Raw genomic sequence first — 25,095 nt, forward strand, 5'->3', positions numbered from 1 at the left:
CGGTGTGCGGGGTCGGCCTTGGCGTCCGCCCGGCTGCCTACCGCTACAACAAGACCATGTTATCGCGGTGCACCAGCTCCGGCCCCTCGAGGAAGCCGAGGATCGCCTCGATCTCGGCCGAGGGCTTGCGCATGATGCGGCGCGCCTCGGCGCTGGTGTAGTTCGACAGGCCGCGCGCCACCGCCCGGCCGTCCTCGCCGACGCAGGTGATGACGGCGCCACGGCCGAACTCGCCCTTGACGTCGACCACGCCGATCGGCAACAGCGACTTGCCCTCCAGGGTCAGCTTCTGCACCGCGCCGGCGTCCAGCACCACCTGGCCGACCGTGTGCAGGTGGTCGGCCATCCACTGCTTGCGCGCCGTCAGGTGGCCGGTCTGCGCGGTCAGCTCGGTGCCGATCGCCTCGCCCTGGGCCAGCCGGGCCAGCACGTCGCTGTCGCGGCCCCAGGCGATGATGGTGTGGGCGCCCGACTTGGCGGCGCGCTTGGCCGCCAGGATCTTGGTCAGCATGCCGCCCCGGCCGATGTCGCTGCCGGCGCCGCCGGCCATCGCCTCGAGCGCCGGATCGCCGGCGCGGCCCTGCTGGATCAGCTTGGCGTCCGGGTCCTTGCGCGGATCGGCCGAGTACAGGCCGTGCTGGTCGGTCAGGATGATCAGCGCGTCGGCCTCGATCAGGTTGGCCACCAGCGCGCCCAGGGTGTCGTTGTCGCCGAACTTGATCTCGTCGGTGACCACCGTGTCGTTCTCGTTGATGATCGGCACCACGCCGAAGCGCAGCAGGGTGGTCAGCGTCGAGCGCGCGTTCAGGTAGCGCTCGCGGTCGGCCAGGTCGGCGTGGGTCAGCAGCACCTGGGCGGTGCCCAGGCCGTGGGCGCGGAAGCTGGTCTCGTAGATCTGCGCCAGGCCCATCTGGCCGACGGCGGCGCAGGCCTGCAGTTCGTGGATGTCGGTCGGGCGGCGCTCGAAGCCGAGGCGCAGCATGCCCTCGGCGATGGCGCCGGAGCTGACCAGCACCACCTGCTTGCCCAGCGCGCGCAGGCCGGCGATCTGCGCCGCCCAGCGGGCGATGGCGGCATGGTCGAGGCCGCGGCCGTCGTTGGTGACCAGCGAAGAGCCGACCTTAATGATGATGCGGTTGGCTTTTTGTATGACGGAATTCATGGTGCGGCGGTTCTCATCTGAAGGCTGACAAATAAAACCCCTGGCGGCGCCGCGCGCGGTGTGCGGTGTGCGGCGGCCCCGGCCGGGACGAATCTGGTGCGTTGCTGTGACATCGCCGGGAACGGGCTGGCCGTCCTGCCGCTTATAGGGCCGGGTCCGTGGTAACGGGGCCGGCGCCACATTGATGACATACACCGGCGATAACCGTTTATGTCGAGAAAAATGCGAAACGGCCGCACTAGTGCGGCCGGCGTTACACCCATTTTAACCAAGCTGGGCCGGCTTGTCAGCGCCGCGCGCGCGCCCTGTGGCGTGCGGCGCGGCGGCCGAACCTTTAGTCGAGGATTTTGAAACGCGGATCGTCCGGATCGATCGAGGAAATGCCGCGCGCCTCTTCCGTCATCTGGGTTTCCTCGGCACGCTGTTCGCTGTGCTTTTTGGTTTCCAGGTGCATGTAGATGGCGTTGACCAGTTCCTGCGTGCCGCTGTGGTCCAGTGCCGAGATCTCGAACACGGGGCCCTTCCAGGCGAAGCGCTTGATGAAGTCCTTGACCACCGATTTGCGGTCGGCCTCGGGCACCATGTCCATCTTGTTCAGCACCAACCAGCGCGGCTTGTCGACCAGCGACTCGTCGTACTTCTTCAGCTCCTTGACCAGGGCCTTGGCTTCCTTGACCGGATCGACGTTGGTCTCGAACGGCGCCAGGTCGACGATGTGCAACAGCAGACCGGTGCGCTGCAGGTGGCGCAGGAATTGGTGGCCCAGGCCGGCGCCCTCGGAAGCGCCTTCGATCAAGCCGGGAATGTCGGCGATCACAAAGCTCTTCTCGTGCGAGACGCGGACCACGCCCAGGTTGGGGTGCAAGGTGGTGAACGGGTAGTCGGCGATCTTCGGCCGGGCGTTCGACACGGCCGAGATGAAGGTCGACTTGCCGGCGTTGGGCATGCCCAACAGGCCGACGTCGGCCAGCACCTTCAGCTCCAGGCGCAGTTCGCGCCGTTCGCCTTCCTTGCCCTCGGTCTTTTGACGCGGCGCACGGTTTGTCGACGATTTGAAGTGGATGTTGCCCCAACCGCCCTCGCCGCCCTTGGCCAGCAGCTCGATCTGGCCGTGTTCGGTCAGGTCGGCCATGATTTCGCCGGTCAGATGGTCGATGATCAGCGTGCCCACCGGCATGCGCATGTGGATGTCGTCGGCGCCCTTGCCGTAGCAGTCGGCGCCGCGACCTGGTTCGCCGTCCCGCCCCTTGTGCATCTTGGAGAAGCGGAAGTCGACCAGGGTGTTGATGTTACGGTCGGCCACGGCCCAGATGCTGCCGCCCTTGCCGCCATCGCCACCGTCCGGGCCGCCGAAAGGTCGGAACTTTTCACGGCAGAAGGAGGCGCAGCCATTGCCGCCGTCGCCGGCGATGACTTCAATTTTTGCTTCGTCGATAAACTTCATAATGTGCCGCCATAAAACTAAAAAGGCTCTACCTTGGGCAGAGCCTTTCGATTGAAGGCTTGCGCCTTACAGTGTGCGTTTTACGCTGAAGCGTAAATTACGCTGGTACTACGGTCGCTGGTACGACGGTCACGAACTGGTGCGAACCGGCGCCCTTGACAACGAACTTGACCTTGCCTGCGATCAGCGCGAACAGGGTGTGATCCTTGCCCATGCCTACGCCTTCGCCGGCGCGCACTGGGGTGCCGCGCTGACGAATGATGATGCCGCCGGCATTGATCGATTGACCGCCGTAGACTTTAACGCCCAGGCGTTTTGATTCTGAGTCACGGCCGTTTCGCGTTGTGCCGCCGCCTTTTTTGTGTGCCATTTATAGCTCCTTAATTAGCTGGTGTGTCGCAAACAGCGATTAGCCGTTGATCGAAACGATTTGGATTTCGGTGTAGTTCTGACGATGGCCTTGATGCTTCTGGTAGTGCTTACGACGACGCATCTTGAAAATCTTCACCTTATCGTGACGACCGTGTGCCACAACAGTAACCAGTACCTTTGCACCTTCGACCAATGGAGCACCAAACTTGATGGTGTCGCCCGCGCCAACGGCGAGGACCTGATCGATGGTGATTTCGGAACCAATGTCTGCCGGTATCTGTTCTACTTTAAGTTTTTCGCCAGCGACAACTTTGTATTGTTTGCCACCGGTTTTTATGACCGCGTACATGATTTGAAACCTCATCAAATGTTAGAAAAGTTCATCCCGTGGGTTTGCTCACAAACCTGCATGTGTTGCTGAACCGAAACGGGAGAACCTGTGATTATACATGGGATGAGAATTTGCGTCAAAAACTATTCACAAATGGGATTTGTCGTGGTATGTCGGCAACTTTGCCCCGGCGCCGGCGCGCGCCGATGCTCGGATCGCCATCGAAGTTGCCGCCCATAGCAGGCAAAAGCCACTGATAGGCGGGGCATGACGTATAATCGCCGCACCTAATAGTCTATAGCAGGTTCGCCTTGTCTGCCGCCACCCAAAACGCCACCCAAAACAACATCGCCCACACGATCGCCGCCGACATGGACGCGGTCAACCAGGTGATCCGCCGCAGCCTGCACTCCGAGGTCAGCCTCGTCAACCAGATTGCCGAGTACATCATCAGCGCCGGCGGCAAGCGCATCCGGCCCGTGCTGGTATTGCTGGTCGCCAACGCCTATTCCTACAAGGGAAAGGCGCACCACGAGCTGGCGTCGGTGGTGGAGTTCATCCACACCGCCACCCTGCTGCACGACGACGTGGTCGACGAATCGTCGTTGCGCCGTGGCCGCGCCACCGCCAACGCCCTGTTCGGCAACGCCGCCTCGGTGCTGGTCGGCGACTTCCTCTACTCGCGCGCCTTCCAGATGATGGTCGGGCTGAACAATATGCGGGTGATGCAGATCCTGTCGGACGCCACCAACGTCATCGCCGAGGGCGAGGTGTTGCAGCTGCTTAACATGCACGACCCGGACGTCAACCAGGAACGCTACCTGCAGGTGATCCGCTCGAAGACGGCCAAGCTGTTCGAGGCCGCCGCCGAGCTCGGCGCCCTGATCTCCGGCGCCAACGACGCCCAGATCGAGGCCGCCGGCGAATACGGCCGCTCGCTGGGCACCGCCTTCCAGCTGATCGACGACGTGCTCGACTACGCCGGCGACGCCGCCGAGATCGGCAAGAACGTCGGCGACGACCTGCGCGAAGGCAAGCCGACCTTGCCGCTGATCTACCTGATGGAGAACGGCACGGCCGAACAGCGCGAGCTGGTGCGCAGCTGCATCGAGCAGGGCGACGAGCAGCACTTCGACACCATCCTGGCCGCCATCACCACCAGCGGCGCGCTCGACTACACGCGCCGCCAAGCCGAGGCGGCCGCCCGCCGCGCCGCCGAGGCGATCAGCGACCTGCCCGACAGCATCTACAAGGAATCGCTGCTGCAACTGGCCACCTTCGCCGTCGACCGCACCCACTAAGCGGCCGCGGGCGCCGGCGCCGGGCGCCGACGCGACAGGGCGACGCCAACGGCGCCGCCCTTTTTTTATCGCGCCCCGCAATGGTAGACTCTGCCCTGTCCGCCCCTCCCCGCCACCGATGCACACCCTCGAACAACTCCGCGCCGGACAACTGGCCGGCATCCGCCGCCTGCAACTGTCCTGCGCGCTGACCGAATTCCCCCGCGAGATCTTCGACCTGGCCGACACGCTGGAAATCCTCGACCTGTCCGGCAACGCCTTGTCCACCCTGCCCGACGACCTGCCGCGCCTGGGCAAGCTGCGCATCATCTTCTGTTCGGACAACCGGTTCACCGAGCTGCCCGCCGTGCTGGGCGCCTGCGCCGAGCTGAGCATGATCGGCTTCAAGGCCAACCGCATCGAGCGCGTGCCGGCCGCCTCGCTGCCCGCCAAGCTGCGCTGGCTGGTGCTGACCGACAACCGCATCGAGGAGCTGCCGGCGAGCATAGGCCGCTGCACCCAGCTGCAAAAGCTGATGTTGGCCGGCAACCGCCTGCGCGCCCTGCCCGCCGAGATGGCCGCCTGCACCCGGCTCGAGCTGCTGCGCGTCGCCGCCAACCGCCTGGGCGAGCTGCCGGCCTGGTTGCTGGCGCTGCCGCGCCTGAGCTGGTTGGCCTACGCCGGCAACCCCTGCGCCGCGACCAACGCGCCGGGCGCGCCGCCCCGCGCCATCGCCTGGCAGCGATTACAGTTGCAGCAGCAATTGGGCGAAGGCGCCTCCGGCGTCATCCACCAGGCGCGGCAGGATGGCGCGCAGACCGTCGCCGTCAAGCTGTTCAAGGGCGAGGTGACCAGCGACGGCCTGCCCGGCGCCGAAATGGCCGCCTGCATCGGCGCCGGCGAACACCCCAACCTGATCCCGGTGCTGGGCCAGCTGAGCGAGCATCCGGGCCAGGCCCAGGGCCTGGTGATGCAACTGATCGACCCCGGCTTCGGCAACTTGGCCGGCCCGCCCAGCCTGGACAGCTGCACCCGCGACGTCTACCCGGCCGGCAAGCGCTTCGACCTGGCCGCCAAGCTCGGCATTGCCCACGGCATCGCCTCGGCGGTCCACCACCTGCACCGGCGCGGCATCCTGCACGGCGACCTGTACGGCCACAACATCCTGCACTGCGAGCAGGGCCGCAGCCTGCTCGGCGACTTCGGCGCCGCCTCCTTCTTCGACCCGGACGGCGCCCATGCCGGCGCGCTGCAGCGGCTCGAAGCGCGCGCCTTCGGCTGTCTGTTGGAGGAGCTGATCGGGCGCAGCGACGCGCCCGCCTCGGCCCGGCCGGCGCTGGACCAGTTGAGCCGGCTCAGCGCCGACTGCCTGCACGCGGAGGGCGCGCGCCGCCCCCTGTTCGGCGAGATCGAGCAGCGCCTGGCCGACCTGAAGCGGACGCACTCGCCCCGCCCGCAGCGGGAAGACTGAGCCCATCGAGCGAATAGCCGGCGAGCCCGCTAGCTGCGGGCTCGTCGCGTTTCAGGCTGGGGAGTTTCAAGCCGGAGGGTTCCGGGCCGGAGTTTCAGGCCGGAGTCCCAGGCTGGAGTTTCAGTCCGAAATCTCAGGCTGGAGTTCAGGCGGCAGTTTAAGGCAGCAGTTCGCGCACCAGATCGGCCGGACGGCACAGGCGGGCGCCCTTGTCCGTCACCACGAAGGGACGGTTGATCAGAATCGGGTGGGCCATCATCACGTCGAGTAGCGCCGCCTCGGACAGCGCCGGATCGGCCAGGCCCAGCTCGTTGTAAAGGTCGCCCTTGTCGCGCATGGCGGCGCGCGCCGTCAGGCCGGCCTTGGCGATCATGTCCTGCAACTCGGCGCGGCTCGGTGGGTTCTTCACATAGTCGACGACCAGCGGCTCGATGCCCGCCTCGCGGATCATGGCCAAGGTGTTGCGCGAGGTGCCGCAGGCGGCGTTGTGGTAGATGGTGACGGTCATGGTGCAGGTTTCCTTGTGCTGGGGGCCGCGCCGGCGCACGGCGGATTGGCCGAAACCATAATGGAAGCGGCCTAAAAACACAAGGCTTGATCCGACCGCGCCGGGTGGCGCCGGAACACGCGCCAACATGGTTGAAAAAGCCACAAAAATCTGGTTTAATTATCGTCTAGTCGGGGTGTGGCTCAGCCTGGTAGAGCGCTGCGTTCGGGACGCAGAGGCCGGAGGTTCGAATCCTCTCACCCCGACCAAAATCCCCCATAAATTCAACCAGTTAGCTACTAGGTGCCGACTGTTCAAGAAACGCACCAATCTGAGTTCTGTACCAGCGCGGAAACACATCTAGCTGATTTACTCATGGCGCCACTCACTCCAATGTTGGCGCGCTAGTCAAAAGCAGGACGATCCAGTCGGACTAGCCTGGTCGGCTACGCGCCCAGCATACGCCGCAGGCGGCAAGCGCGGAGTGGAGCACGCCGCCCGGCCGCCCAATTTACCCGTCGTAAGCGGGCTGATCGGACCTATGGCGGCTCGGCGCATGGTGCTTCCACTCCTAAGGCGCTAAATTTCATAGTGAATATATGATAAATCAAGAAACTACGTTAAGCTAATGATCGCCATATTTTGCGCTCGTTTGGGGGCATCGTCACAAAAGCGGTCGGTTTCACTCCCTGCACGGATGGCCGCCGTCCGATGTTTGAACATCGTAAAAACAAAGCCTTCCTAAGGACATGAAGAACCTTCCTGAAGAGCTATTCAATAACAAGCGTGTAACAAGCCCATCACTCGACGATGACTGATACAGTCGGCCGCGAAAGCCAAAAAAAATGCTAAAAGAACTACATCTACGGAAAGTTGGACCATCGGAGACATTGGACGTCAGGTTTAAGCCGCGCCTCAACCTTATCACTGGCGACAACGGACTCGGCAAGAGCTTTCTGCTTGATATTGCATGGTGGTCACTTACCCGACGGTGGCCTCGCGACCTCAACAAGGACTTGGTGAGCGGCTACATAGTCAGACCGTTTTCTGCGAAAGATGGCAGCATTGAGTTTGTAGTGGAAGGAAAGGCAAAGAAAGAAATTCGTTACAAGAGTGTTTTCTCGGCGCAGGACGAAGCATGGGTGGGGAAATCCGGACGTCCGCACAATCCCGGATTGGTACTCTATGCAATGGCGGACGGCGGGTTCGCAGTGTGGGACCCTGCCCGTAACTATTGGAAAAAGGTAGGGAATGTAGATGTGCAAGACCGGGTTCCCGCATACGTATTCAGTCCAAGCGACGTATGGGACGGGCTCCACAGCGCCGAGAAAGGTCAACTCTGCAATGGATTAATTCAAGACTGGGCGGGCTGGCAAAAGGAAAATGGCCAGGCATTTCAGTTGCTATGCAATGTGTTAGAGCGCTTGTCGCCCTCGCCAGAGGAATTGCTTCGCCCCGGCCCTCTCGAGCGGATGAGTTTAGACGATGTTCGGGATATTCCAACGTTAATGGGGCCGCTGGGGAAGCCGATTCGAATATTGCACGCATCGTCGGGGGTTCGGCGAATTGTCGCATTGGCGTACTTAATGGTCTGGAGTTGGCAAGAGCATCAGAAGGCCGCGCAACTACTCGAAGAAGACACCGCCCAGCAAATTGTTTTCTTGATCGATGAAATAGAAGCTCACTTGCATCCACGCTGGCAGCGAACCATCGTGCGCACGCTACTTGAAGTGGCGGGAGTACTCGGGCAAGCGGCCAAGGTCCAGCTTCTTGTGGCAACACACTCTCCATTGGTAATGGCGTCAATGGAACCCCATTTTGCGGACGAACTCGATGGTTGGTTTGACTTGGACCTTGTTAGGAACAAACTTGGGGAAGGAAACGTCGAGCTAACTGAACGCCATTTCACGCGACTCGGCGATGCGTCAAAATGGTTGGTGAGTGAGGCCTTTGACCTGGAAGCCGCGCGCTCGCAAGAAGCCGAGGCTGCGCTTGCTGAAGCGACAGATATCATGAATCTTCTGGGGACAAACGTACAAGTGTCCGACGAAAGGATCGCGAGAGCTGAGAAATTACTAGGTTCGGCCTTATCCGATACCGATATTTTCTGGTCTCGCTGGAATATTGCACTGGAGAAACAGTGATTCCGGTAAAATTGAAACCTGAACATTCCGACTTCGAAAAGAAAGTTCGCCGACCCGGCCAAAAATGGCTCTTTAAGAAACTCTACCCGACGCAGCCACTGAATGTCGCAGCGCCGCCCAAAACAAAATTCCCATCGCACTGGACAAAGGTCCTGCCGGAATTTCATGATGCGTATGGCGGCATATGTTCCTACCTAGGAACATACATAAGTTTGGCAACAGGGTCCGCATCAATGGACCATTTTGCGCCAAAATCGAAGGCTGCCGGTCTGGCATATGAGTGGGATAATTTTCGATTGGCATGTTTACTAATGAACTCGCGCAAGAACAACTTTAGCGGGATTCTTGACCCTTTCACCATGCCCGACGAGGTTTTCCATCTCGTTCTAACCACTGGGAAACTTGAAATCAACGGCGCTTTTCTAGGGACACCTATTGAAAGCAAAGCTATCGAAACAATGTCCCGACTGAAGCTGGATTCCAAGGTGAATCGCGATGACAGAGCCACGTTGTTCACCGAATACAAGACCGGCGATAGATCCGCGCGACTAATGCGGCTCTACCATCCATTTGTCTGGTCCGAAATCGTTAGACAAGGCAAACAGTAGCTCGATAGTTCCAAAGATCGCCAAATCCTTCCACTGAACGAACTTGGGTGTTTACTGTCAGGCGGTGGTGTCGACCACGCTCCCCAAGGTGGCATCCCGCGATGCCGATTTCGTTCTTTCGGCGCCGGAAGTCGAGCCGCCGGCGGCCGGCTCGTTCTGCCGCTTGGCGCTGGCGGCCGAATCCTGCTGTAGCTTCAGCTGTTCCAACGCGGCTTTCTGCGCATCGGCCGACAGCAATTGCTGGATCTGCGTTTGCACCGCCTTTGTTCCCCCGCAACATATTCTGACACCGGCAAACAGTTGAGTTAGAGTTTGTCGGATAGCCGCAGCGCAGCGGTCCCACCTGCGCGAAAACTTTCGTGCCCTCCCAAAAAACCGACATGAAGATTCAGCGTTTCCTCGCCGCCACCCTATTGCTCATCAAGGCCGGCCACGCCATGGCCGACTGTTCCCGTCCGATACTGGTCCCGGTGGCGCCGGCCGGCCTATCGGTCGTCGTCAGCGGGCAGGAGGTGGGCGGCATCTATCCGGACATGTTGGCGGCGGCGGGCAAGCGGGCCAACTGCCAGTTCATTTTCAAGCCCGTGCCGCGCGCCCGCCTGGAGGCGATGTTCGAGGCGGGAACGGCCGACCTGCTGCTGCCGGCGCCACGCACGGCCCGGCGCGACCAGCACGGCATTTTCATTCCCATGATCCAGGCGCGCGCGACGGTGATCACGGTCGATGCCAAGTACGAGCCGGTGCGCTCGCTGGCGCAATTGACGAGCCGCTCCCAGCGCACGGCGGTGGTGCGCGGCTTCGACTACGGCGCGCCCTACCAGCGCTTCCTGAGCGAAGCGAGCCAGGGCGGCCGCCTGTTCATCGAGGTCGACGCGGAACACGTGGCGCGCCTGTTGAACGCCGGCATCGCCGACGCGGCCGTGATGACGCCGACCGTGCTGGCCGGCGCCATTCTCGGCGACAAGCGCCTGGCCGGCCTGCTGGAGCGGCTGCGCTTCGAGCCGGTCGAGGAGTTGGACTGGATGGACACCGGCATCTACCTGTCCAAGTCCAGCCTGAGCGAAGCGGACCAGAACGAACTGGCACGCATCCTGACGGCGGCCGCCCAATCGGGCGCGCTATGGAACAGCTACAAACGCTACTACCCCGCCAACATCCTGGCGACCAGCCTGCGGCCACGCGGCTAGCCAAGACGCCGACGGCGGTCGATGGCGCCAATCCGGCGTCAACTTGGCGCCGACGGCCGGCCGCAGCGGCATGGCGGGCGCATCCACGCGCACAGCCGCCCACTCGCCGATAATTTGACCAGAAGCGGCCGCCCCGGCTAGGCCGGCAGGGTCGCGCACGGCGGGCCGGCCGCCGCCCGCAGCGGCGGCGCCAGCGTCGCCCGGTTGCGCCCGCCCGTCTTGCTCGCGTACAGGGCCAGGTCGGCCGCCTCGACCAGGCGCAGCGGCGCGGCCGCGTCCGCCGCCGCGCCGCCCGGATGGCCGCCGCCGGGCGCGGAACCGGCGCCGACGCAGGCCACGCCGATGCTCAGCGTGACGTGGCCGGCGGCGGCCGAGTGCGCGTGCTCGACGCCCAGCTCGGCCAGCGCGCGGCAGATGCCTTGGGCGAAGGCCAGCGCCGCCGCGCCGTCCATGCCGGGCAGCAGCACGGCGAACTCCTCGCCGCCGTAGCGCGCCGCCAGCTCGCCGGGCCGCCGCGCCGCCGCCGCCAGCAGCTGCGCCACCCGGCGCAGGCAGCCGTCGCCGGCGACATGGCCGTAGGCGTCGTTGTAGCACTTGAAGAAATCGATGTCGAGCATCAGCAGCGACAGCGGCGCGCCGCTGCGCATGGCGCGCCGCCATTCGGCCTCGAGGGTGGCGTCGAACTGGCGCCGGTTGGCGATGCCGGTCATGGTGTCGACCATGCTCAGCTGGCGCAACTCGTCGGCCATGCGGCTCAGGTTCAGGTACAGCGTGCCGTTCTCGACCATCAGCATCATCAGCACGAAATTGGCCGCCAGCAGGCCGTAGATGCGGCCGGCGTAGAAGCCCAGGTCGAAACGGGCGCCGTTAAACAGCGCCGACAGGGCGATGTCGATCAGCCAGGCGCACATCACCACCATCAGCCACAGGTCGAGCATGCTGCGCTGCCGCTTGCGCCAGACGGCGAACAGGGCGAACACGCTGAACGACCAAACGATGCCGACCACGACGGTCAAAGCGGGGGCGTAGCGCTGCTTAACCATGATGACGGGCAAGCGGTCGTGGCCGATGGTGGCCAGCGCGCCCAGCGCCACCACCAGCAGCAGCGTCAGCAGCACGCAACGCAGGATGGCGCGGTACAAGGGACGCGGCCCCGGCCGCATGCGCAGCTCGACGCCCTGCAGGCCGGCGTAGGCCAGCACGAACAGGGGAAAGCCGCCGTGCCAGAACATGTACAGCCAGGCCGTCGACTGCGGCCCGGCGCCCAGCAGGCCGGTGGGGGAGAACAGGCCGGGGAAGCTCAGCGCGTGCACCACGGTCATGCCGGCCGTGAAGAAATAGCCGCAGGCCAGCGCCAGCACACCCCGGCTGCGCGTGCTGCGCACCTGGCCGAGCAGCAGCACGGCGGTGATCAGGTCGCTAATCAACAGCATCGATTCGTAGCAGGGAATGAAGGCCCACACCGGCGCCAGCGGCAGCTTGGCGAACGGCACCAGCGCGCCGAACACCAGCAGCGACAACAGCAGCACGGCGCCGGCCAGCCGCTGCGCGCGCAGCCCGGCGCCGGCCGTCGACAGCATCACCTCGGAATTCGACGTCAAATCCATGTCCGCACCCCGCCACGCGTCGAAGAAAGTGTTAGATTTGGAGAGAATTCAGTGTAGCAAACTTCGTCGCCGATTCTTGCCCTTTTAAAAACTTCAATCCATTGCAACAACGAAGCCGCGCGCGGGAAATTCTCCGCAGGCGCCGGTGGCGCGCGGCCCGGGCCGCCGCCGGGCCGTGCCGTGCCGCCGCTAGATCGTCTCGCCCCCGCGCAGGGTCGACGGGCTGGCCAGCGCGTGGCGGGCGATCTCGTCCTTGCGCAGGAAGGCCACACCGGCCTTGCTTCTCGCGTAGGTCAGGAACTGGCCCCAGGCGCGCACCATCTGCGGCGTGCCGCTGATGCGGTCGTGGGCGCTGATCGACATCATGCGGCGGCGCGTACCGGCCTCCTCGTACAGCTGGTCGAACTCGCCCTTGATCTGTTGGAGGAATTGATCGGGCGAATAGTTGCGCCCCTCCACCAGCAGGATGTCGTTGTTGCGCAGCGTGTAGGGCACCACCACGAAGTCCCGGCCGTCGACCTGCTCGATGAAGGGCTCGTCGCGGCTGACGTCGTCGATGTGGTAGAGGAAGCCCAGCTCCTGCAACAGCGACAGGGTGTTCGGCCCACGCCGCAGCCAGTTGCAGTTGTAGCCCAGGGTGCGCTCGCCGGTGCCGGCCTGCACCATGTCGCGGCCGTCGAGCAGGAACTGGCGTTCCTCGGCGCGGCCCATGGCGTATTGCGAGCTCCAGCGCGGGCCGTGGCCGGACGCCTCGTGGCCGCGCCGCACGATCTCGCGCGCCAGCTCGGGGTGGCGGCGCACCGCCTCGCCGATCATGTGCGAGGTGACCTTGACGCCATGCTTGTCCCACAGCTCCAGCATACGCGGGATGCCCTCGCGGTAGCCATAGGCGAACCAGCTGTCGGCGGCGCCGTCGCGCGGCACCTTGGGCGGGAAGTCGACCTTCGGGAAGGGGCTGTCGGCACCCAGCGCGGGCTGGCCGCCGGCCTCGAACTGCATCGAGATCGACACCACCAGGCGGGCGCCGTGCGGCCAGAACTTGCCGGCCGCGCCGGACGGTGACGGCGCGCCGGCCGGCGCCTTGGCGGCGGCCTCGGCGCTGCCGTTCAACGCCAGGCCGGCAGCCAGCAGCGTGGTGGCACCGCCGGCCTGGGCCAGAAAGCGGCGGGGTGGATTGGTGTGGTGTTGTTTGCGGTCGGACTGTTTCATTGTATGGTTCCTGGCAATGCCATTGTCGGATGGCGGGGGAAGGCGTTCTGGGGTTCGCGGGACGCTGGGCAAACCCGCAGGCAAAATCTGGGGTCAGACCCCGAAGGGGTCTGACCCCGGCTTGGCGCCGTTGGGTGGTTCATAGCCGCTGGCGCCTTGACTTGGCGGGCAAGACCAGGCGGCGCTACAGCAGGCCGCCGCCATCGACGTCGAGCACGGCGCCGCTCATGAAGCCGTTGTTCATCACCATCAGGTAGGCGCGGGCCAGTTCCTCGGCGGCGCCGGTGTGCTTCCATGCTGATTCTCCATTCGGGTGGGCGATGGAGAGCATGTTGCACCTGATTGCCTAGGTTGATAATTGGCTTAGATTTTGAATGACCATCTCGGATTTATTGATAATCGTGGCAGCATCCAGGCCGGCCGTTTTGCGTGAAAGGCAAGCCTCGGCTACACTGGCAGCGCCGTGCCGGCCCGGCCCGCACGGCGCCCTTTCCCATCCACACGACAAGCGAGCACCATGCCACTCAGCCCCTACCTCGACAGCTTCCCCGTCATCGGCGAACAGGTCTATCTGCACGACAGCGCCACCGTCATCGGCGACGTGTGCATCGGCGACCACAGCTCGGTTTGGTGCAACGCGGTGCTGCGCGGCGACGTCAACCGCATCACCATCGGCCACAGCAGCAACATCCAGGACTTCACCATGGGCCACGTGTCGCACAAGAACGCGGCCAAGCCGGACGGCTCGCCTTTGACCATCGGCAACTACGTGACCATCGGCCACGGCGTGCAGTTGCACGGCTGCAGCATCGGCGACGCCTGCCTGATCGGCATGGGCTCGATCATCATGGACGACGTCGTGGTCGAGCACCACGTGATGGTCGGCGCCGGCAGCCTGGTGCCGCCGGGCAAGGTGTTGCAGAGCGGCCACTTGTATGTCGGCCGGCCGGCCGTCAAGCTGCGCGCGCTGAGCGCCGACGAGATCGCCTATCTGCAATATTCCGCCGAGCATTATGTGCGCGTGAAGAACAACTACCTGGCCACGCCGGCGCGCGGCTAGGGCCATGAGAGCGCCCTCGCCGCGCGCCGCCGGCGCCTTCCTGCTCAAGCTGTTGGGCCTGCTGGCCCTGGCCCACGTCGCCGGCGCCGCCTCGCGCGCGCCCGCAGCGGCCCCGCCCCCCCCCTCGACCATCCCGGTCTACCGCTACGAGGTGTTGCACGCTTATCCGCACGACGCCAACGCCTTCACCCAGGGCCTGTTCTACGACCAGGGCGTGCTGTACGAGAGCACCGGCCTGCAGGGCCGCTCGTCGGTGCGCAAGGTCAGATTGGAGACGGGCGAGGTGCTGCAGCAGACCAACTTGTCGCCGGCCGTGTTCGGCGAGGGCATCACCCACTGGGACAAGCGCCTGGTCGGCGTGACCTGGCAGTCCGAGCTGGGCTACGTGCTCGACCAGGACAGCTTCGCCGTGCAGCAGTTGTTCAACTACAAGGGCGAGGGCTGGGGCCTGACCCAGGACGGCCAGTCCATCATCATGAGCGACGGCAGCGCCGAGCTGCGCTTCCTCGACCCGCAAACGCTGCAGGAGCGGCGCCGCCTGCGCGTGACGGCCGACGGCCGGCCGGTCGACCAGCTCAACGAATTGGAATGGGTCGAGGGCGAGATCTACGCCAACATCTGGCAATCCGACCGCATCGCCCGCATCGACCCGGCCAGCGGCAAGGTGGTGGGCTGGATCGACCTGGCCGGCCTGCTGGGCGCCAAGGAGCGCGCCGGCGCCAACCCGGACGTGCTCAACGGCATCGCCTACGACAGCGCCGGCAAGCGCCTGTTCGTCACCGGCAAGTTGTGGCCGAAGCTGTACGAGATCCGCCTAGCGGCGCCGGCCAAGCCGGCGCCGCGCCGCTGATTCAGATTCAATAGGCAACTCGCCCGCCATGAGGGCGAAATATGCAAAAAAGCGAGCTGTTGCGCCGCGCGCACAAGCGCGCGCCTCAGGCCGGCGGCTCGGCCGGGTTGGCGCCCCGTTCGGGCGCGGCCAGCGGCAGCACGATGCACACCCGGCAGCCTTGGCCGGGCGCGCTGTGCAGCACGATGCTGCCGCCCAGCAGCGCCGTCACCAGGTTGTAGACGATGTGCATGCCCAGGCCGGAGCCGCCCTGCCCCAGCTTGGTGGTGAAGAAGGGATCGAACACCCGCTCCATCTGCGCCTGCGCCATGCCGACGCCATCGTCGGCGAAGTCGAGCAGCAGCCGGCCGTCGCCGTCGAGCGCGGTCGACAGCCGCATGGTACCGTCGGCGCGGCCGTCGAAGCCGTGCGCCAGCGCGTTGCTGACCAGGTTGGTGATGACCTGCCCGAGGGCGCCGGGATAGCTGTCGAGCTCGACCTCCGCCGCCAGCGACAGCACCATCTTGTACGGCGACTTCTGGTACATCGGCGCCAGCGTGGCCAGCACCTCCTCGACGGTGCGCGACAGCGCGAAGCGGCGCCGGTGGTTGCTGGCCTGGTCGACCGCGACCTGTTTGAAGCTCTGCACCAGCTCGCCCGCCCGCACCAGGTTGCGCAGCAGGATCTCGCTGCCCTGCACGCTGGCCTGCAGGCCCTGCTCCAACCGCGTGCGGCTCGGCCGCGCCGCCGCCAGTTCGTCCAGGCTCTGCTGGGCGTTGGCCTGCAGCGAGCTGGCCATCATGATGCCGTTGCCGATCGGCGTGTTCAGCTCGTGCGCCACGCCGGCCACCAGCGAGCCCAGCGCGGCCAGCTTCTCCGAGCGCAGCAGCTCATGCTGGGTGGCCTGCAGGGCGCGCAGCGCCTGGCCCAGCTCGGCGTTGGCCTGCTCCAGGTTCAGCGTGCGCTGGCCGACGCGCCGCTCCAGGCCGGCGTTCAACTCGCGGATCTCGTGCTCGATCTGCCGCTGGCGCGCGACGCTGTCGCGCAGCGAGCGTTCGGAGCGCTGCAGTCGCCGCATGTGCAGCAACAAAAACAGGCCGAGCACGGCGGCCAGGCCGATCGCGGCGGCGGCGAAGGCGACCCGCTCGCGGCTGCGCTGGCGCCAGTCGGCCAGCACGTCGTCCAGGCGCTGCGCGAAGACGGTGTTGACGCCGTAGGCGGCCAGCTTGCGGTAGGTGTACTGGCGCGCCTCGCCGCCGCCCAGGTCGAGGAAGTGGCCGTCCTCGAAGACACCCTCGGCGGCGGCGCCGCGCAGCCGCCGCGCCACGTCCGAGCGCGCCAGGTCGAGGTCCAGGTAGCCGGCCGCGAACGGCGTGCGGACGACGACGAAACCCTGGTCGGCGAACAGCGCCACCAGCGCGCCGCTGTCCTTGGCGACGCGGGCATACACGCCGGCGAAGTAGGCGACGTCGATGTCGATCGAGATGATACCGAGGTGGCGGCCGGCGCCGTCGTACAGGTTGCGCGCCAGCGGCAGCACCAGCGCCTGGTCGTAGAAGCGCTGGAAGGGGTGGCCCAGGCGCGAGCCGCGCTGCGCCGGATCGGCCAGCAACGGCGCCACGTAGCCGCGGTCGACGATGTCGAACTGGAAGGCCGGATAGGCCGCCGAGTTGACGAAGGGCAGGCCTTGCAGGTTGACGAACTGCAGCGCGTTCAAATAGCGCCCGTCCTGCTGGCCGGCGCTGATGACGGCGCGCACGGCGCGGTCGTCGAGCCGGGTTTTCTGGCCGGCGCGGGCGATGGCGGCCACCACCGCATCGAGCCGGCGCTCGGCGTCGCGCAGCGTCTGCGTGGCGTGCTCGTCGAGCAGGCGCACGGCGATCAGACCGGTGCTGTGGGCCGAGGCCAGCGTCAGGCGGCGGTCCTGCGCCACCGTCCACCAGGTCTGCGCCAACACCAGCGCGGCCAGTAGTAGCAAACACAGCAGCAGAGCCAACTGGGCGCGGCGCGCCCGCGCCGCCGCCACTTTGGCGCCGCTGTCGGCGGCATCGGCGGACGGCGCAACAGCAACGGCGGCGGCGGGCGGCGGCGTACTCAAGGGAAGTAGCCGCTGGTGACCAGCACCCCGCCGACCCGTTCGGTGTAGGCGCGCTTGCGCTGCCACTGGTGGCTGAGCGGATGCGGCCATTTGTATTCGATCCAGCCGCGATGGTTCGGGCTGTTGCCGACGGCGATGAGTTTCTTGATGACGAAGACGCCGTCGCTGTCCTGCAGCTCGAGCAGCGAGTTGCCGACCACCTTGGGCGTCAAGCCGTGCGCCAAGTTGACGCCGCTGACGGCGTCGTTGACGGCGATGTACAGGGTGCCGTCGACGAAGGCGCCGCGCGGATCGGAGAAGTCGGCGAAGGCGCGCTGCGGGCCGACCTGCTGCAAATGGGCGACGGCGCGGCGCACCAGCGCCAACGTGCGTTCGGCCGTGCCGTTGTCGGCCGTCGTCGCCGGCGCGGCCGACAACGGCAGGGCCGGCGCCAACGCCGCCGCCGCCAACATCAACCGCCGCAACGCGGAGCGCCGCCCTGTCGCCATCGTGCCTCCCACCAGCGGCCGGCCGTGCGGCCTATTTGTAGATGCCGGTGCCGAGACAGTACTCGTCGATCCGCACCACGTAGCTTTGCTTGGACTCGACCGCCTTGGTCACCGGATTGGGCCACTTGTAGCTGACCCAGCCCTTGCCGGCCGGCGAGTTGCAGGCCTTGATGATCTCACGGATCAGGTAGACGCCGTCGGCGTCGCGCATGTCCGACACGTCCTTGCCGACGATCTTGGGATTCTTGCCGTGCACCACCTGGCCGGTGCCCGGCTTGCTGGCGTCGAACATGAACAGATACAGGTCGCCCTTCTTGTTGATCTCGCTGGTGACGTTGAATGGGCTGCTCAGGTTGTTGAATTCGACGATGGATTTCTCCTTGCCGTTCTTCTTCATGTAGTCGAGCGCCTTGTCGATCAAGGCGATGGCCTCGTCGGCGGTGCTGCGCTCGACCGCCCGGGCCGGGCCGGCGGCGAGCAGGGCGGCAAACACGATCAATCCGGCAGTAAAATACAATCGCATGTCATCCTCCTGGTTGGCGCCGCTATTGGATGCGGCTGTCAAGCCATACTATGACCAATCTTATGCCACGTCAACGAGTAGAGTCCATCGTGCAAGCCGGTGTTGCGCGCCGCGCCTAGCGCGGCGCGCTCGGCGGCTGGTAGCGCGCCAGCTCGAGCTTGCCGATCTGGTTGCGGTGCACCTCGTCGGGACCGTCGGCCAGGCGCAGCGAGCGGGCCGCCGCGTAGGCCGGCGCCAGGAAGGGGTCGCTCATGCCGCCGCCGCCCTGCACCTGGATGGCCCAGTCGATCACCCGGCAGGCCATGTTCGGCGCCGCCACCTTGATCATGGCGATCTCCTTGGCCGCCACCTTGTTGCCCACCGTGTCCATCATGTGCGCCGCGTTGAGCACCAGGAAGCGCGCCTGGTCGATCAGGATGCGCGCCTCGGCGATGCGCTCGAGCGTGACGCCTTGCTGCGCCAGCGGCTTGCCGAAGGCGACCCGGCCCAGCGAGCGGCGGCACATGTGCTCCAGCGCGCGCTCGGCCAGGCCGATCAGGCGCATGCAGTGGTGGATGCGGCCGGGGCCGAGGCGGCCTTGGGCGATCTCGAAGCCGCGCCCCTCGCCCAGCAGCAGATTGGCCACCGGCACGCGCACGTTCTCGAAGACGATCTCGGAGTGGCCGTGCGGCGCGTCGTCGAAGCCGAACACCGGCAGCTGGCGTTCGATGGTCACGCCCGGCGTGGCGCGCGGCACCAGGATCATCGACTGCTGCTGGTGGCGGCTGGGGTTGTTCGGATCGGTCTTGCCCATGAAGACGAACACCTGGCAGCGCGGATCGCCGCCGCCGGACGACCACCACTTGCGGCCGTTGATGACGTACTCGTCGCCGTCGCGCACGATGCTGCTCTCGATGTTGGTGGCGTCCGACGAGGCCACGGCCGGCTCGGTCATGGCGAAGCAGGAGCGGATGCGGCCGGCCAGCAGCGGTTCGAGCCACTGGCGCTGCTGCTCGGCGCTGCCGTAGCGCGCCAGCACCTCCATGTTGCCGGTGTCCGGCGCCGAGCAGTTGAAGGCCTCGGCCGACCACAGCGCGCGGCCCATGATCTCGCACAGCGGCGCGTACTCCAGGTTGCTCAGGCCGGCGCCCAGCTCGGACTCGGGCAGGAACAGGTTCCACAGGCCGGCGGCGCGCGCCAGCTCCTTCAACTCCTCCATCACGCGGGTCGGCAGCCAGGCGTCGCCGGCGGCGCGGTTGGCCTCGATCTCGGCGTGGAAGCGCGCCTCGTTCGGGTAGATGTGCTGGTCCATGAAGGCGTTCAGGCGTGCCTGCAACTGCTGTACCTTGGGGCTGTAGTCGAAGTCCATGTGCTGCTCCTGTGTGGAAAATGCGGACGTAGGGGGGCCTTGGCGCCCCGCCCGGGGCGCCTTGGTCACATCGGAAATTGGATGGGCTAGCGGTAGGTGACGCTACCCGCTTCGCCCAGCCACTCCAGGTGGGCGTAGTTGTTCAGGTAGGCCAGGCTGGTTTGGCCGGGCCGGTGCAGCACCTTGCTGACGGCGCCGTTGACCATGCCCATGCTCAGCTCCACCACCTGCTGGTCGTCCAGCCCCAGCACGTGCTGCACCAGCGCGGAGATGGTGCCGCCGGAGGTGAACACGATGCAGTTCTGCACGCCGTCGGCCTGGGTTTGGGCGCACAGGCGCTCGAAGGCGGCCACGCAGCGGGCCCGGAAGGCCGGCCAGCTCTCGTCGTAGTCGTGGTCGTGGGCGCCGCCCATCCAGCGCGCCATGGCGTCGCGGAACAGCTGCTCGAAGGCGCGCAGCGGCTGCTCCTGGCGCGCCATCATCAGCTTGAATTCGGCCGGGTCGGCGAACTCGGGACACAGGCGCAGCAGCACCTGGTGGTGGTCGAACTCGGCGAAGCCGGCGTCGGTCTGCCACTCGGTCTCCAGCAGCAGCGCGCGCGGCAGCTCGGCCAGGCAGCTGTCGGCGCTCTGGCGGTGGCGCTGCATGCCGCCGGTGACGACGCGGCCGAAGCCCTGGCGGCAGTTGGCGAACCACTGGCCCAGCAGGCGCGTCTGCTCGTAGCCCAGCGGCGACAGCTGGTCGTAGTTGGCGCTGCCGAAGGAGGCCTGGCCGTGGCGCACCAGATAGATATGTCCCATTGCTCGTCTCGTCTGCTGAAGAATAAGCCATAGCATACCGCCGCGACTATAATTCATCAAATGAATAGTATTAATGCGGAACTATAAATGCCATGCATATATCCAGAGTCGACCTGAACCTGTTCATCGTCTTCGAGGCGATCTACTCCGAGGGCAGCCTGACCCGCGCCAGCCTGAAGATGAACCTGACCCAGCCGGCCATCAGCCACGCGCTGGGCCGGCTGCGCCAGTTGTTCGACGACCCGCTGTTCGAGCGCCAAGGCCACGTGATGGTGCCCACGCCGCTGGCGCGCAGCATGATCGAGCCGGTGCGCCAGTCGCTGCGCGGCTTCGAGCTGACCCTGAACGGCGCCGAGCGCTTCGACCCGGCCAGCAGCACGCGCAGCTTCACGCTGGCACTGCGCGACGTGCTGGAGGCGACCATGCTGCCGCCGCTGATGGCCGGCATCGCCGCGCAGGCGGCCGGCGTCGGCCTGAACGCGCTGCAGGTCGGCCGCCGCGAGCTCGAGAGCGAGCTGGCCGGCGGCACCCTGGACGCGGCCATCGACGTGCTGCTGCCGCTGTCGCCGGAGATCCGCCACACCCAGCTGGTGATGGACCAGACGGTGGTGCTGGCGCGCCACGGCCACCCCGCCGTGCGGGGCGCGCTGGACTTGGACGGCTATCTGCGCCAGGAGCACATCCTGGCCAGCTCGCGCCGCCGCGGGCCGGGGCTGGAGGACGTGGAGCTGAGCCGGCTCGGTTTGCAGCGCCGCGTCAAGCTGCGCTGCCAGCACTATTACGCCGCCTGCCGCGTGGTCAGCCAAACCGACCTGCTGCTGACCATGCCGGAGCGCCTGGCGCGCGTGGTCAACCAGCAGTTCGACAACCAGATGCTGCCCTTCCCCCTGCCCATGCCGGGGCTGGACGTGCACCTGTATTGGCACGCCAACGTCGACACCGACCCGGCCAACGCCTGGCTGCGCCAGCGCGTCATCGAGGCGGTCGGCGCGCTGCCGGGCTAGCCGGCGCGGCGCGCCGCTAACGCATCAGCAGCCGGCCTGGCCGGACGCGGCCAGCGCGCGCACCGCCTTGGCGATGTCGGCGCCGATCTGCAGCACGGCGCGGCGGTGGCCGGCCACCAGCGCGTCGTAGCCGGAGCCGGCCGGCAGCGACTGGTTGGCCACGCTGCGGCAGGTCAGCACGGCGCCGCTGCCGACCCGGCGCACGCTCCACACGGCGTCGATCAGCGCGTACTGGCCGGGCGCCGATTCGAAGCGCTGCACATTGGTGCTGATGCGGTAGACGGCGGCCTGCTCCGGCGTCGGCGTGCGGAACACGTCGATGGCGCCCAGCTCGCCGGTGACGGCCAGCGACAGCGCCTGCCCCAGCTCGGCCGCCAGCGGCGCCGACCAGCGCTCCTGCTCGAGCAGCTCGACCCGGCCAGGGCCGGCCGCCACCACCAGTTGGTTGCGGCTGACCTGCTGCGGCACGCTGACCGCCTGCAGCTCGATGAACAGCACGCCGCCGGCGCCGGCCGGCGCCGCCGGCGCGCCGCCGCTGAGGCTATAGAAGCGTTCGACCGGCGGCGTGGCGCAGCCGGCCAGCGCCAGCAGCATCGTCAGCGCCGACAGCGCGGCCATTCGTGGCGCCTTGCGGCAAGCGGACACACTCATTTCTGATCTCCTTTTTTACCGCGCAACAGCGACTCGGGATGCCGCTCCAGATAGTCCGACAGCGCGTTCAACGATTGCAGCGTCTGCGTCAACTGCTGCAGCGCCTCGCGCAGGTCGGACTGCACCGGCGAATCCTTCTGCAGCACCTGCTCGGCCGCGCCGAAGGTCTGCTTGGCCGCGCTCAGCGTGCCGCGCATCTCCGGCACCACCTGGGCGTCGAGCTGCTTGAACAGCAGGTTGGCGCTCTTCAGCGTTTGGTTCAGATTGTTGCCGATGTCGGCGAACGGCACCTGGTCGAGCTTCTTGGCGATGCTGGCGATCTGGTCCTGCAGCTCGTCCAGGCTGTTCGGCACCGTCGGCACCTCGAGCGGATACTGCGCCAGGTTCAGCTTGGCCGCCGGCGCCTTGGGGAAGAAGTCCAACGCGATGTACAACTGGCTGGTCAGCAGGTTCCCCGTGCGCAGCTGGGCGCGCAGGCCACGGCTGACCATGCGCTCCAACACCTGCGGGCCGACGTTGTGGTCGCGCTCGTCGGCGATGGCCTGCTGGAAGCGCTTGCCCAGACGAGCCGGATACAGGTTCACCGTGACCGGCATGCGGAAGCTCTTCTTCACCGGGTCGTACTCGACGCCGACCGAACGCACCTCGCCCAGCACGATGCCGCGGAAGTCCACCGGCGCGCCGGGCGACAGGCCGCGCAGCGACTGGTCGAAGTAGAACACCGAGGTGATCGGCTCGCCATCCGGCTCGAGCATCGCGCTGGCCAGGTCGGGCGCCAACTGGAAGCTGGCGCCGTTGGCCGCCGGCTTCTCCGAGCCCGGTCCGTTGTAGATGGTCTCGAAGGAGATGCCGCCCACCACCAGCGCCGCCAACGACTGCGTGTTGAGCTTGAAGCCGTTCGAATCGAGCCGCACGTCGATGCCGCTGGCATGCCACCAGCGCGTGTTCTGGCTGACGAAGGACTCGTAGGGCGCGTTGACGAACACCGTCATGGTGACGCCGCCGCCCTCCTTGTCGAGCGAATAGCCGATCACCTGGCCGACCTGGATGCGGCGGTAGAACACCGGCGAGCCGATGTCGATCGAGCCCAGGCTGTCGCCGTGCAGCGTGTACTGGCGGCCCTTCTGGTCGCCGGTCACCTGTGGCACCTGCTCCAGGCCGACGAACTCCTCGCGCTGCTCGCTGGCCTTGCCGGCGTCGACGCCGATGTAGGCGCCCGACAGCAGCGTGCCCAGGCCGGACACGCCGCTGGCGCCGACCCGTGGCCGCACCACCCAGAAGCGCGTGTCGGCCGCCGTGAAGCGCCGCGCCTCCTTGCTCATGTCGATCGTCACCAGCACCTTCGACAGGTCGGGCGCCAGGCGGATCGCCCGCACCAGGCCGATGTCGACGTCCTTGTACTTGACCTTGGTCTTGCCCGGCTCCAGGCCGTCGCCGCTGTGGAAGCTGACCGTCACCGTCGGCCCCTGGTCGAGCACCGACTTGACCACCAGGCCCAGGCCGATCAAGGCCGCCAGCAAGGGGATCAGCCAGACCAGCGAAGGCAGCCAGCGGCTGGCCGGTTCCACGTCCGGCGTGGGCAGGCGCGCCGGGTCGCCCTCGTTTTCAATCATGTGTTCCTCCAGAAGATTCAATACGATTCGAATGCGGTAAGGCGGGCGGCGTTGGCGTCAACGGCGGCGGTGCCGCCGGCGCAGGCGGCCCGGCGGCATCCCAGATCAGCCGTGGGTCGAACTGCAGCGAGGCCAGCATGGTCAGCACCACCACCGCGCAGAAGGCCAGCGCGCCGGGGCCGGCGGTGATCACCGCCAGCGTCTGGAAGCGCACCAGCGCCACCGTCAGCGTGATGACGAAGATGTCCAGCATCGACCAGCGGCCGACGAACTCGACCAGCCGGTACAACACCGTGCGCTGGTAGGGCCGCCAGCGCGAGCGGCGCTGCGCCGTCCAGGCCAGCAGCGACAGCGCGGCCAACTTGGCCACCGGCACCACGATGCTGGCGATGAAGATGATGGCGGCCAGCGCCGGCGAGCCGCTGGTCCAGAAGTAGACCACGCCGCTGATGATGGTGTCGTCCTGCTTGCCGAACAGCGAGTGGGTGTACATCACCGGCAGCAGGTTGGCCGGAATGTAGAGGATGGCGGCGGCCAGCAGCAAGGCCCAGGTGCGACCGATGCTGTCGGGGTGGCGCCGGTGCAGCGTCTTGTCGCAGCGGGCGCAATGCTGGTGCTGGTGCTGGTGCTGGTGCTGCTTGCCCAAGTCCGGCGCCACCAGGCCGCAGGCGTGGCACAACAGCGGCGCGCGGCCGCCGCCGAGCAGCGCGCGCTCGTCCTGCGCGGCACGCGGCAGCAGGCGGTCGCCCAGCTCCCACAGCGCGCGCGGCTCGTAGGCGACGACGAAGGCCAGCATCGCCGTCAGCGCGCCAAAGGCGAACAGGCCGGGCTGCACCAGCACCTGCGCCAGGCTGGTCATTTTGACGATGGTGATCAGGATGCCGATCATCAGCACCTCGGTCATGCCCCAGTGGCGCGCCGCGCTGACGGCGCGCAGCAGGCGGTGGAAGCCCGGCAGCACGCGGCCGGCGCGCAGCCCCAGCGTGACGTACAGCAGCGCGCCCAACTCGACCGCCGGGAACAGGATGGTGCTCAGGAAGACGATGGCGGCCACCAGCTGCATCTGCTCCCGCCACAGCACGACGATGGCGCCGAACAGCGTGGCCGACGAGCGCAGGCCGTTGACCTCCAGCTCGACGATGGGGCAGAACTGGGCGATCAGGAAGGTGAGGATGGCGCCGAGGACGATGGCGGCCATGCGCTCCGGGCCGGCGCCGCTGCCGCGATACAGCACCGAGCGGCAGCGCACGCAGCGCGCCTTTTGGCGCGGGCCGAGCGGCGCCTTGCGGTGCAGGGTGCCGCATTCATGACAGCTGATCAGATCGTATCGAGGCACGGGGTCGCGGTGGCTTGGTCGTGGCAGCATCATACGATAAAAG

At 66.4% G+C, this 25,095-nt stretch carries 24 protein-coding genes, 1 tRNA gene and 1 pseudogene; 9 read left to right on the forward strand and 17 right to left on the reverse strand.

Annotated elements, in window-relative coordinates; translation table 11 throughout:
• Window positions 1-43: 43 nt before the first annotated feature.
• From proB to rplU, 4 genes are all read right to left on the reverse strand, one after another.
• Window positions 44-1,162, reverse strand: coding sequence for a glutamate 5-kinase (proB, locus tag BM252_RS11705; RefSeq protein ID WP_093387642.1), 1,119 nt, complete (start codon window positions 1,160-1,162; stop codon window positions 44-46).
• A 334-nt stretch (window positions 1,163-1,496) separates the two neighbouring features.
• Window positions 1,497-2,606: a GTPase ObgE gene (gene obgE, locus BM252_RS11710; RefSeq protein ID WP_093387643.1), complete on the reverse strand. Its 1,110-nt coding sequence runs from the start codon at window positions 2,604-2,606 to the stop codon at window positions 1,497-1,499.
• 97 nt (window positions 2,607-2,703) lie between these two features.
• Window positions 2,704-2,976 carry a 50S ribosomal protein L27 gene (rpmA, locus tag BM252_RS11715; protein ID WP_093387645.1) on the reverse strand — a complete coding sequence of 91 codons (273 nt, stop codon included), beginning with the start codon at window positions 2,974-2,976 and terminating at the stop codon, window positions 2,704-2,706.
• Window positions 2,977-3,015: 39 nt separating this feature from the next.
• Complete coding sequence (gene rplU / locus BM252_RS11720; protein WP_093387741.1) at window positions 3,016-3,327, reverse strand: 50S ribosomal protein L21; 312 nt, start codon at window positions 3,325-3,327, stop codon at window positions 3,016-3,018.
• A 293-nt stretch (window positions 3,328-3,620) separates the two neighbouring features.
• Here rplU and ispB point away from each other — a divergent pair, with 293 nt between their 5' ends.
• Both ispB and BM252_RS11730 read left to right on the forward strand, forming a co-directional pair.
• On the forward strand, window positions 3,621-4,610 hold the full coding sequence (ispB, locus tag BM252_RS11725) for an octaprenyl diphosphate synthase (RefSeq protein WP_093387647.1): 990 nt from the start codon (window positions 3,621-3,623) through the stop codon (window positions 4,608-4,610).
• Between the two features lie 118 nt (window positions 4,611-4,728).
• Complete coding sequence (locus tag BM252_RS11730; RefSeq protein WP_093387649.1) at window positions 4,729-6,060, forward strand: leucine-rich repeat-containing protein kinase family protein; 1,332 nt, start codon at window positions 4,729-4,731, stop codon at window positions 6,058-6,060.
• Between the two features lie 160 nt (window positions 6,061-6,220).
• Here BM252_RS11730 and arsC read toward each other — a convergent pair.
• Window positions 6,221-6,568: pseudogene (gene arsC, locus BM252_RS11735) on the reverse strand (arsenate reductase (glutaredoxin)); the annotation flags it as partial.
• Window positions 6,569-6,739: 171 nt separating this feature from the next.
• Here arsC and BM252_RS11740 point away from each other — a divergent pair.
• From BM252_RS11740 to BM252_RS30030, 3 genes are all read left to right on the forward strand, one after another.
• Window positions 6,740-6,816 (forward strand) — tRNA-Pro (locus BM252_RS11740).
• A gap of 576 nt (window positions 6,817-7,392) precedes the next feature.
• Complete coding sequence (locus BM252_RS11745) at window positions 7,393-8,691, forward strand: AAA family ATPase (protein ID WP_093387652.1); 1,299 nt, start codon at window positions 7,393-7,395, stop codon at window positions 8,689-8,691.
• Window positions 8,688-9,299 carry an HNH endonuclease family protein gene (locus BM252_RS30030; protein ID WP_139236427.1) on the forward strand — a complete coding sequence of 204 codons (612 nt, stop codon included), beginning with the start codon at window positions 8,688-8,690 and terminating at the stop codon, window positions 9,297-9,299. The genes BM252_RS11745 and BM252_RS30030 overlap by 4 nt, the downstream gene beginning before the upstream one ends.
• A gap of 57 nt (window positions 9,300-9,356) precedes the next feature.
• Here the strand turns inward: BM252_RS30030 and BM252_RS11750 are convergent, their stop codons facing one another.
• Complete coding sequence (locus BM252_RS11750) at window positions 9,357-9,557, reverse strand: hypothetical protein (protein WP_093387654.1); 201 nt, start codon at window positions 9,555-9,557, stop codon at window positions 9,357-9,359.
• Window positions 9,558-9,679: 122 nt separating this feature from the next.
• Between BM252_RS11750 and BM252_RS11755 the strand changes: the two genes are divergently transcribed.
• On the forward strand, window positions 9,680-10,486 hold the full coding sequence (locus BM252_RS11755; protein ID WP_093387655.1) for a substrate-binding periplasmic protein: 807 nt from the start codon (window positions 9,680-9,682) through the stop codon (window positions 10,484-10,486).
• Window positions 10,487-10,623: 137 nt separating this feature from the next.
• On the opposite strand, the gene BM252_RS11760 is transcribed toward BM252_RS11755, so the two are convergent.
• From BM252_RS11760 to BM252_RS30990, 3 genes are all read right to left on the reverse strand, one after another.
• A complete protein-coding gene (locus tag BM252_RS11760) occupies window positions 10,624-12,087 on the reverse strand; it encodes a sensor domain-containing diguanylate cyclase (protein ID WP_245774206.1) in 1,464 nt (487 codons plus the stop codon).
• 195 nt (window positions 12,088-12,282) lie between these two features.
• Window positions 12,283-13,302, reverse strand: coding sequence for a polysaccharide deacetylase family protein (locus tag BM252_RS11765; RefSeq protein WP_093387659.1), 1,020 nt, complete (start codon window positions 13,300-13,302; stop codon window positions 12,283-12,285).
• Between the two features lie 184 nt (window positions 13,303-13,486).
• The gene (locus BM252_RS30990) at window positions 13,487-13,633 is read right to left on the reverse strand and encodes a hypothetical protein (protein ID WP_174900503.1); all 147 of its coding nucleotides are present in this window, start codon (window positions 13,631-13,633) and stop codon (window positions 13,487-13,489) included.
• 186 nt (window positions 13,634-13,819) lie between these two features.
• Here BM252_RS30990 and BM252_RS11770 point away from each other — a divergent pair, with 186 nt between their 5' ends.
• Together BM252_RS11770 and BM252_RS11775 are read left to right on the forward strand one after the other, a co-directional pair.
• Window positions 13,820-14,362, forward strand: coding sequence for a gamma carbonic anhydrase family protein (locus tag BM252_RS11770; protein WP_093387660.1), 543 nt, complete (start codon window positions 13,820-13,822; stop codon window positions 14,360-14,362).
• Between the two features lie 4 nt (window positions 14,363-14,366).
• Window positions 14,367-15,212, forward strand: coding sequence for a glutaminyl-peptide cyclotransferase (locus tag BM252_RS11775; RefSeq protein ID WP_093387662.1), 846 nt, complete (start codon window positions 14,367-14,369; stop codon window positions 15,210-15,212).
• A gap of 85 nt (window positions 15,213-15,297) precedes the next feature.
• Here BM252_RS11775 and BM252_RS11780 read toward each other — a convergent pair whose 3' ends face one another.
• The 5 genes from BM252_RS11780 to BM252_RS11800 form a co-directional block, all read right to left on the reverse strand.
• Window positions 15,298-17,289, reverse strand: coding sequence for an ATP-binding protein (locus tag BM252_RS11780; RefSeq protein ID WP_174900504.1), 1,992 nt, complete (start codon window positions 17,287-17,289; stop codon window positions 15,298-15,300).
• Entirely contained in the window at window positions 17,286-17,777 is a 492-nt protein-coding gene (locus BM252_RS11785) for a cache domain-containing protein (protein ID WP_093387665.1), read from the reverse strand. Before BM252_RS11785 ends, BM252_RS11780 begins: the two co-directional genes overlap by 4 nt.
• Window positions 17,778-17,808: 31 nt before the next feature.
• Window positions 17,809-18,300, reverse strand: a complete 492-nt coding sequence (locus BM252_RS11790) for a cache domain-containing protein (protein WP_093387666.1) — start codon at window positions 18,298-18,300, stop codon at window positions 17,809-17,811.
• A 115-nt stretch (window positions 18,301-18,415) separates the two neighbouring features.
• Window positions 18,416-19,648, reverse strand: coding sequence for an acyl-CoA dehydrogenase family protein (locus BM252_RS11795; RefSeq protein ID WP_093387668.1), 1,233 nt, complete (start codon window positions 19,646-19,648; stop codon window positions 18,416-18,418).
• A gap of 86 nt (window positions 19,649-19,734) precedes the next feature.
• Window positions 19,735-20,448: a histidine phosphatase family protein gene (locus BM252_RS11800; RefSeq protein WP_093387669.1), complete on the reverse strand. Its 714-nt coding sequence runs from the start codon at window positions 20,446-20,448 to the stop codon at window positions 19,735-19,737.
• Between the two features lie 92 nt (window positions 20,449-20,540).
• On the opposite strand from BM252_RS11800, the gene BM252_RS11805 reads away from it, so the two are divergent.
• Window positions 20,541-21,452 (forward strand): LysR family transcriptional regulator, encoded by a 912-nt coding sequence (locus tag BM252_RS11805; RefSeq protein WP_093387671.1) that lies wholly within the window; start codon window positions 20,541-20,543, stop codon window positions 21,450-21,452.
• A 24-nt stretch (window positions 21,453-21,476) separates the two neighbouring features.
• Here BM252_RS11805 and BM252_RS11810 read toward each other — a convergent pair whose 3' ends face one another.
• Genes BM252_RS11810 through BM252_RS11820 form a run of 3 tightly spaced genes read right to left on the reverse strand, consistent with a single transcriptional unit; the run spans window position 21,477 to window position 25,052 of the window.
• Window positions 21,477-22,103: a PqiC family protein gene (locus tag BM252_RS11810; protein ID WP_245774207.1), complete on the reverse strand. Its 627-nt coding sequence runs from the start codon at window positions 22,101-22,103 to the stop codon at window positions 21,477-21,479.
• Entirely contained in the window at window positions 22,100-23,716 is a 1,617-nt protein-coding gene (locus BM252_RS11815; protein ID WP_093387674.1) for a PqiB family protein, read from the reverse strand. Before BM252_RS11815 ends, BM252_RS11810 begins: the two co-directional genes overlap by 4 nt.
• Window positions 23,709-25,052: a paraquat-inducible protein A gene (locus BM252_RS11820; protein ID WP_245774208.1), complete on the reverse strand. Its 1,344-nt coding sequence runs from the start codon at window positions 25,050-25,052 to the stop codon at window positions 23,709-23,711. Before BM252_RS11820 ends, BM252_RS11815 begins: the two co-directional genes overlap by 8 nt.
• Window positions 25,053-25,095 lie beyond the last annotated feature (43 nt).

The sequence above is a fragment of the Rugamonas rubra genome (genome assembly GCF_900114705.1).
Classification (GTDB): domain Bacteria; phylum Pseudomonadota; class Gammaproteobacteria; order Burkholderiales; family Burkholderiaceae_D; genus Rugamonas; species Rugamonas rubra.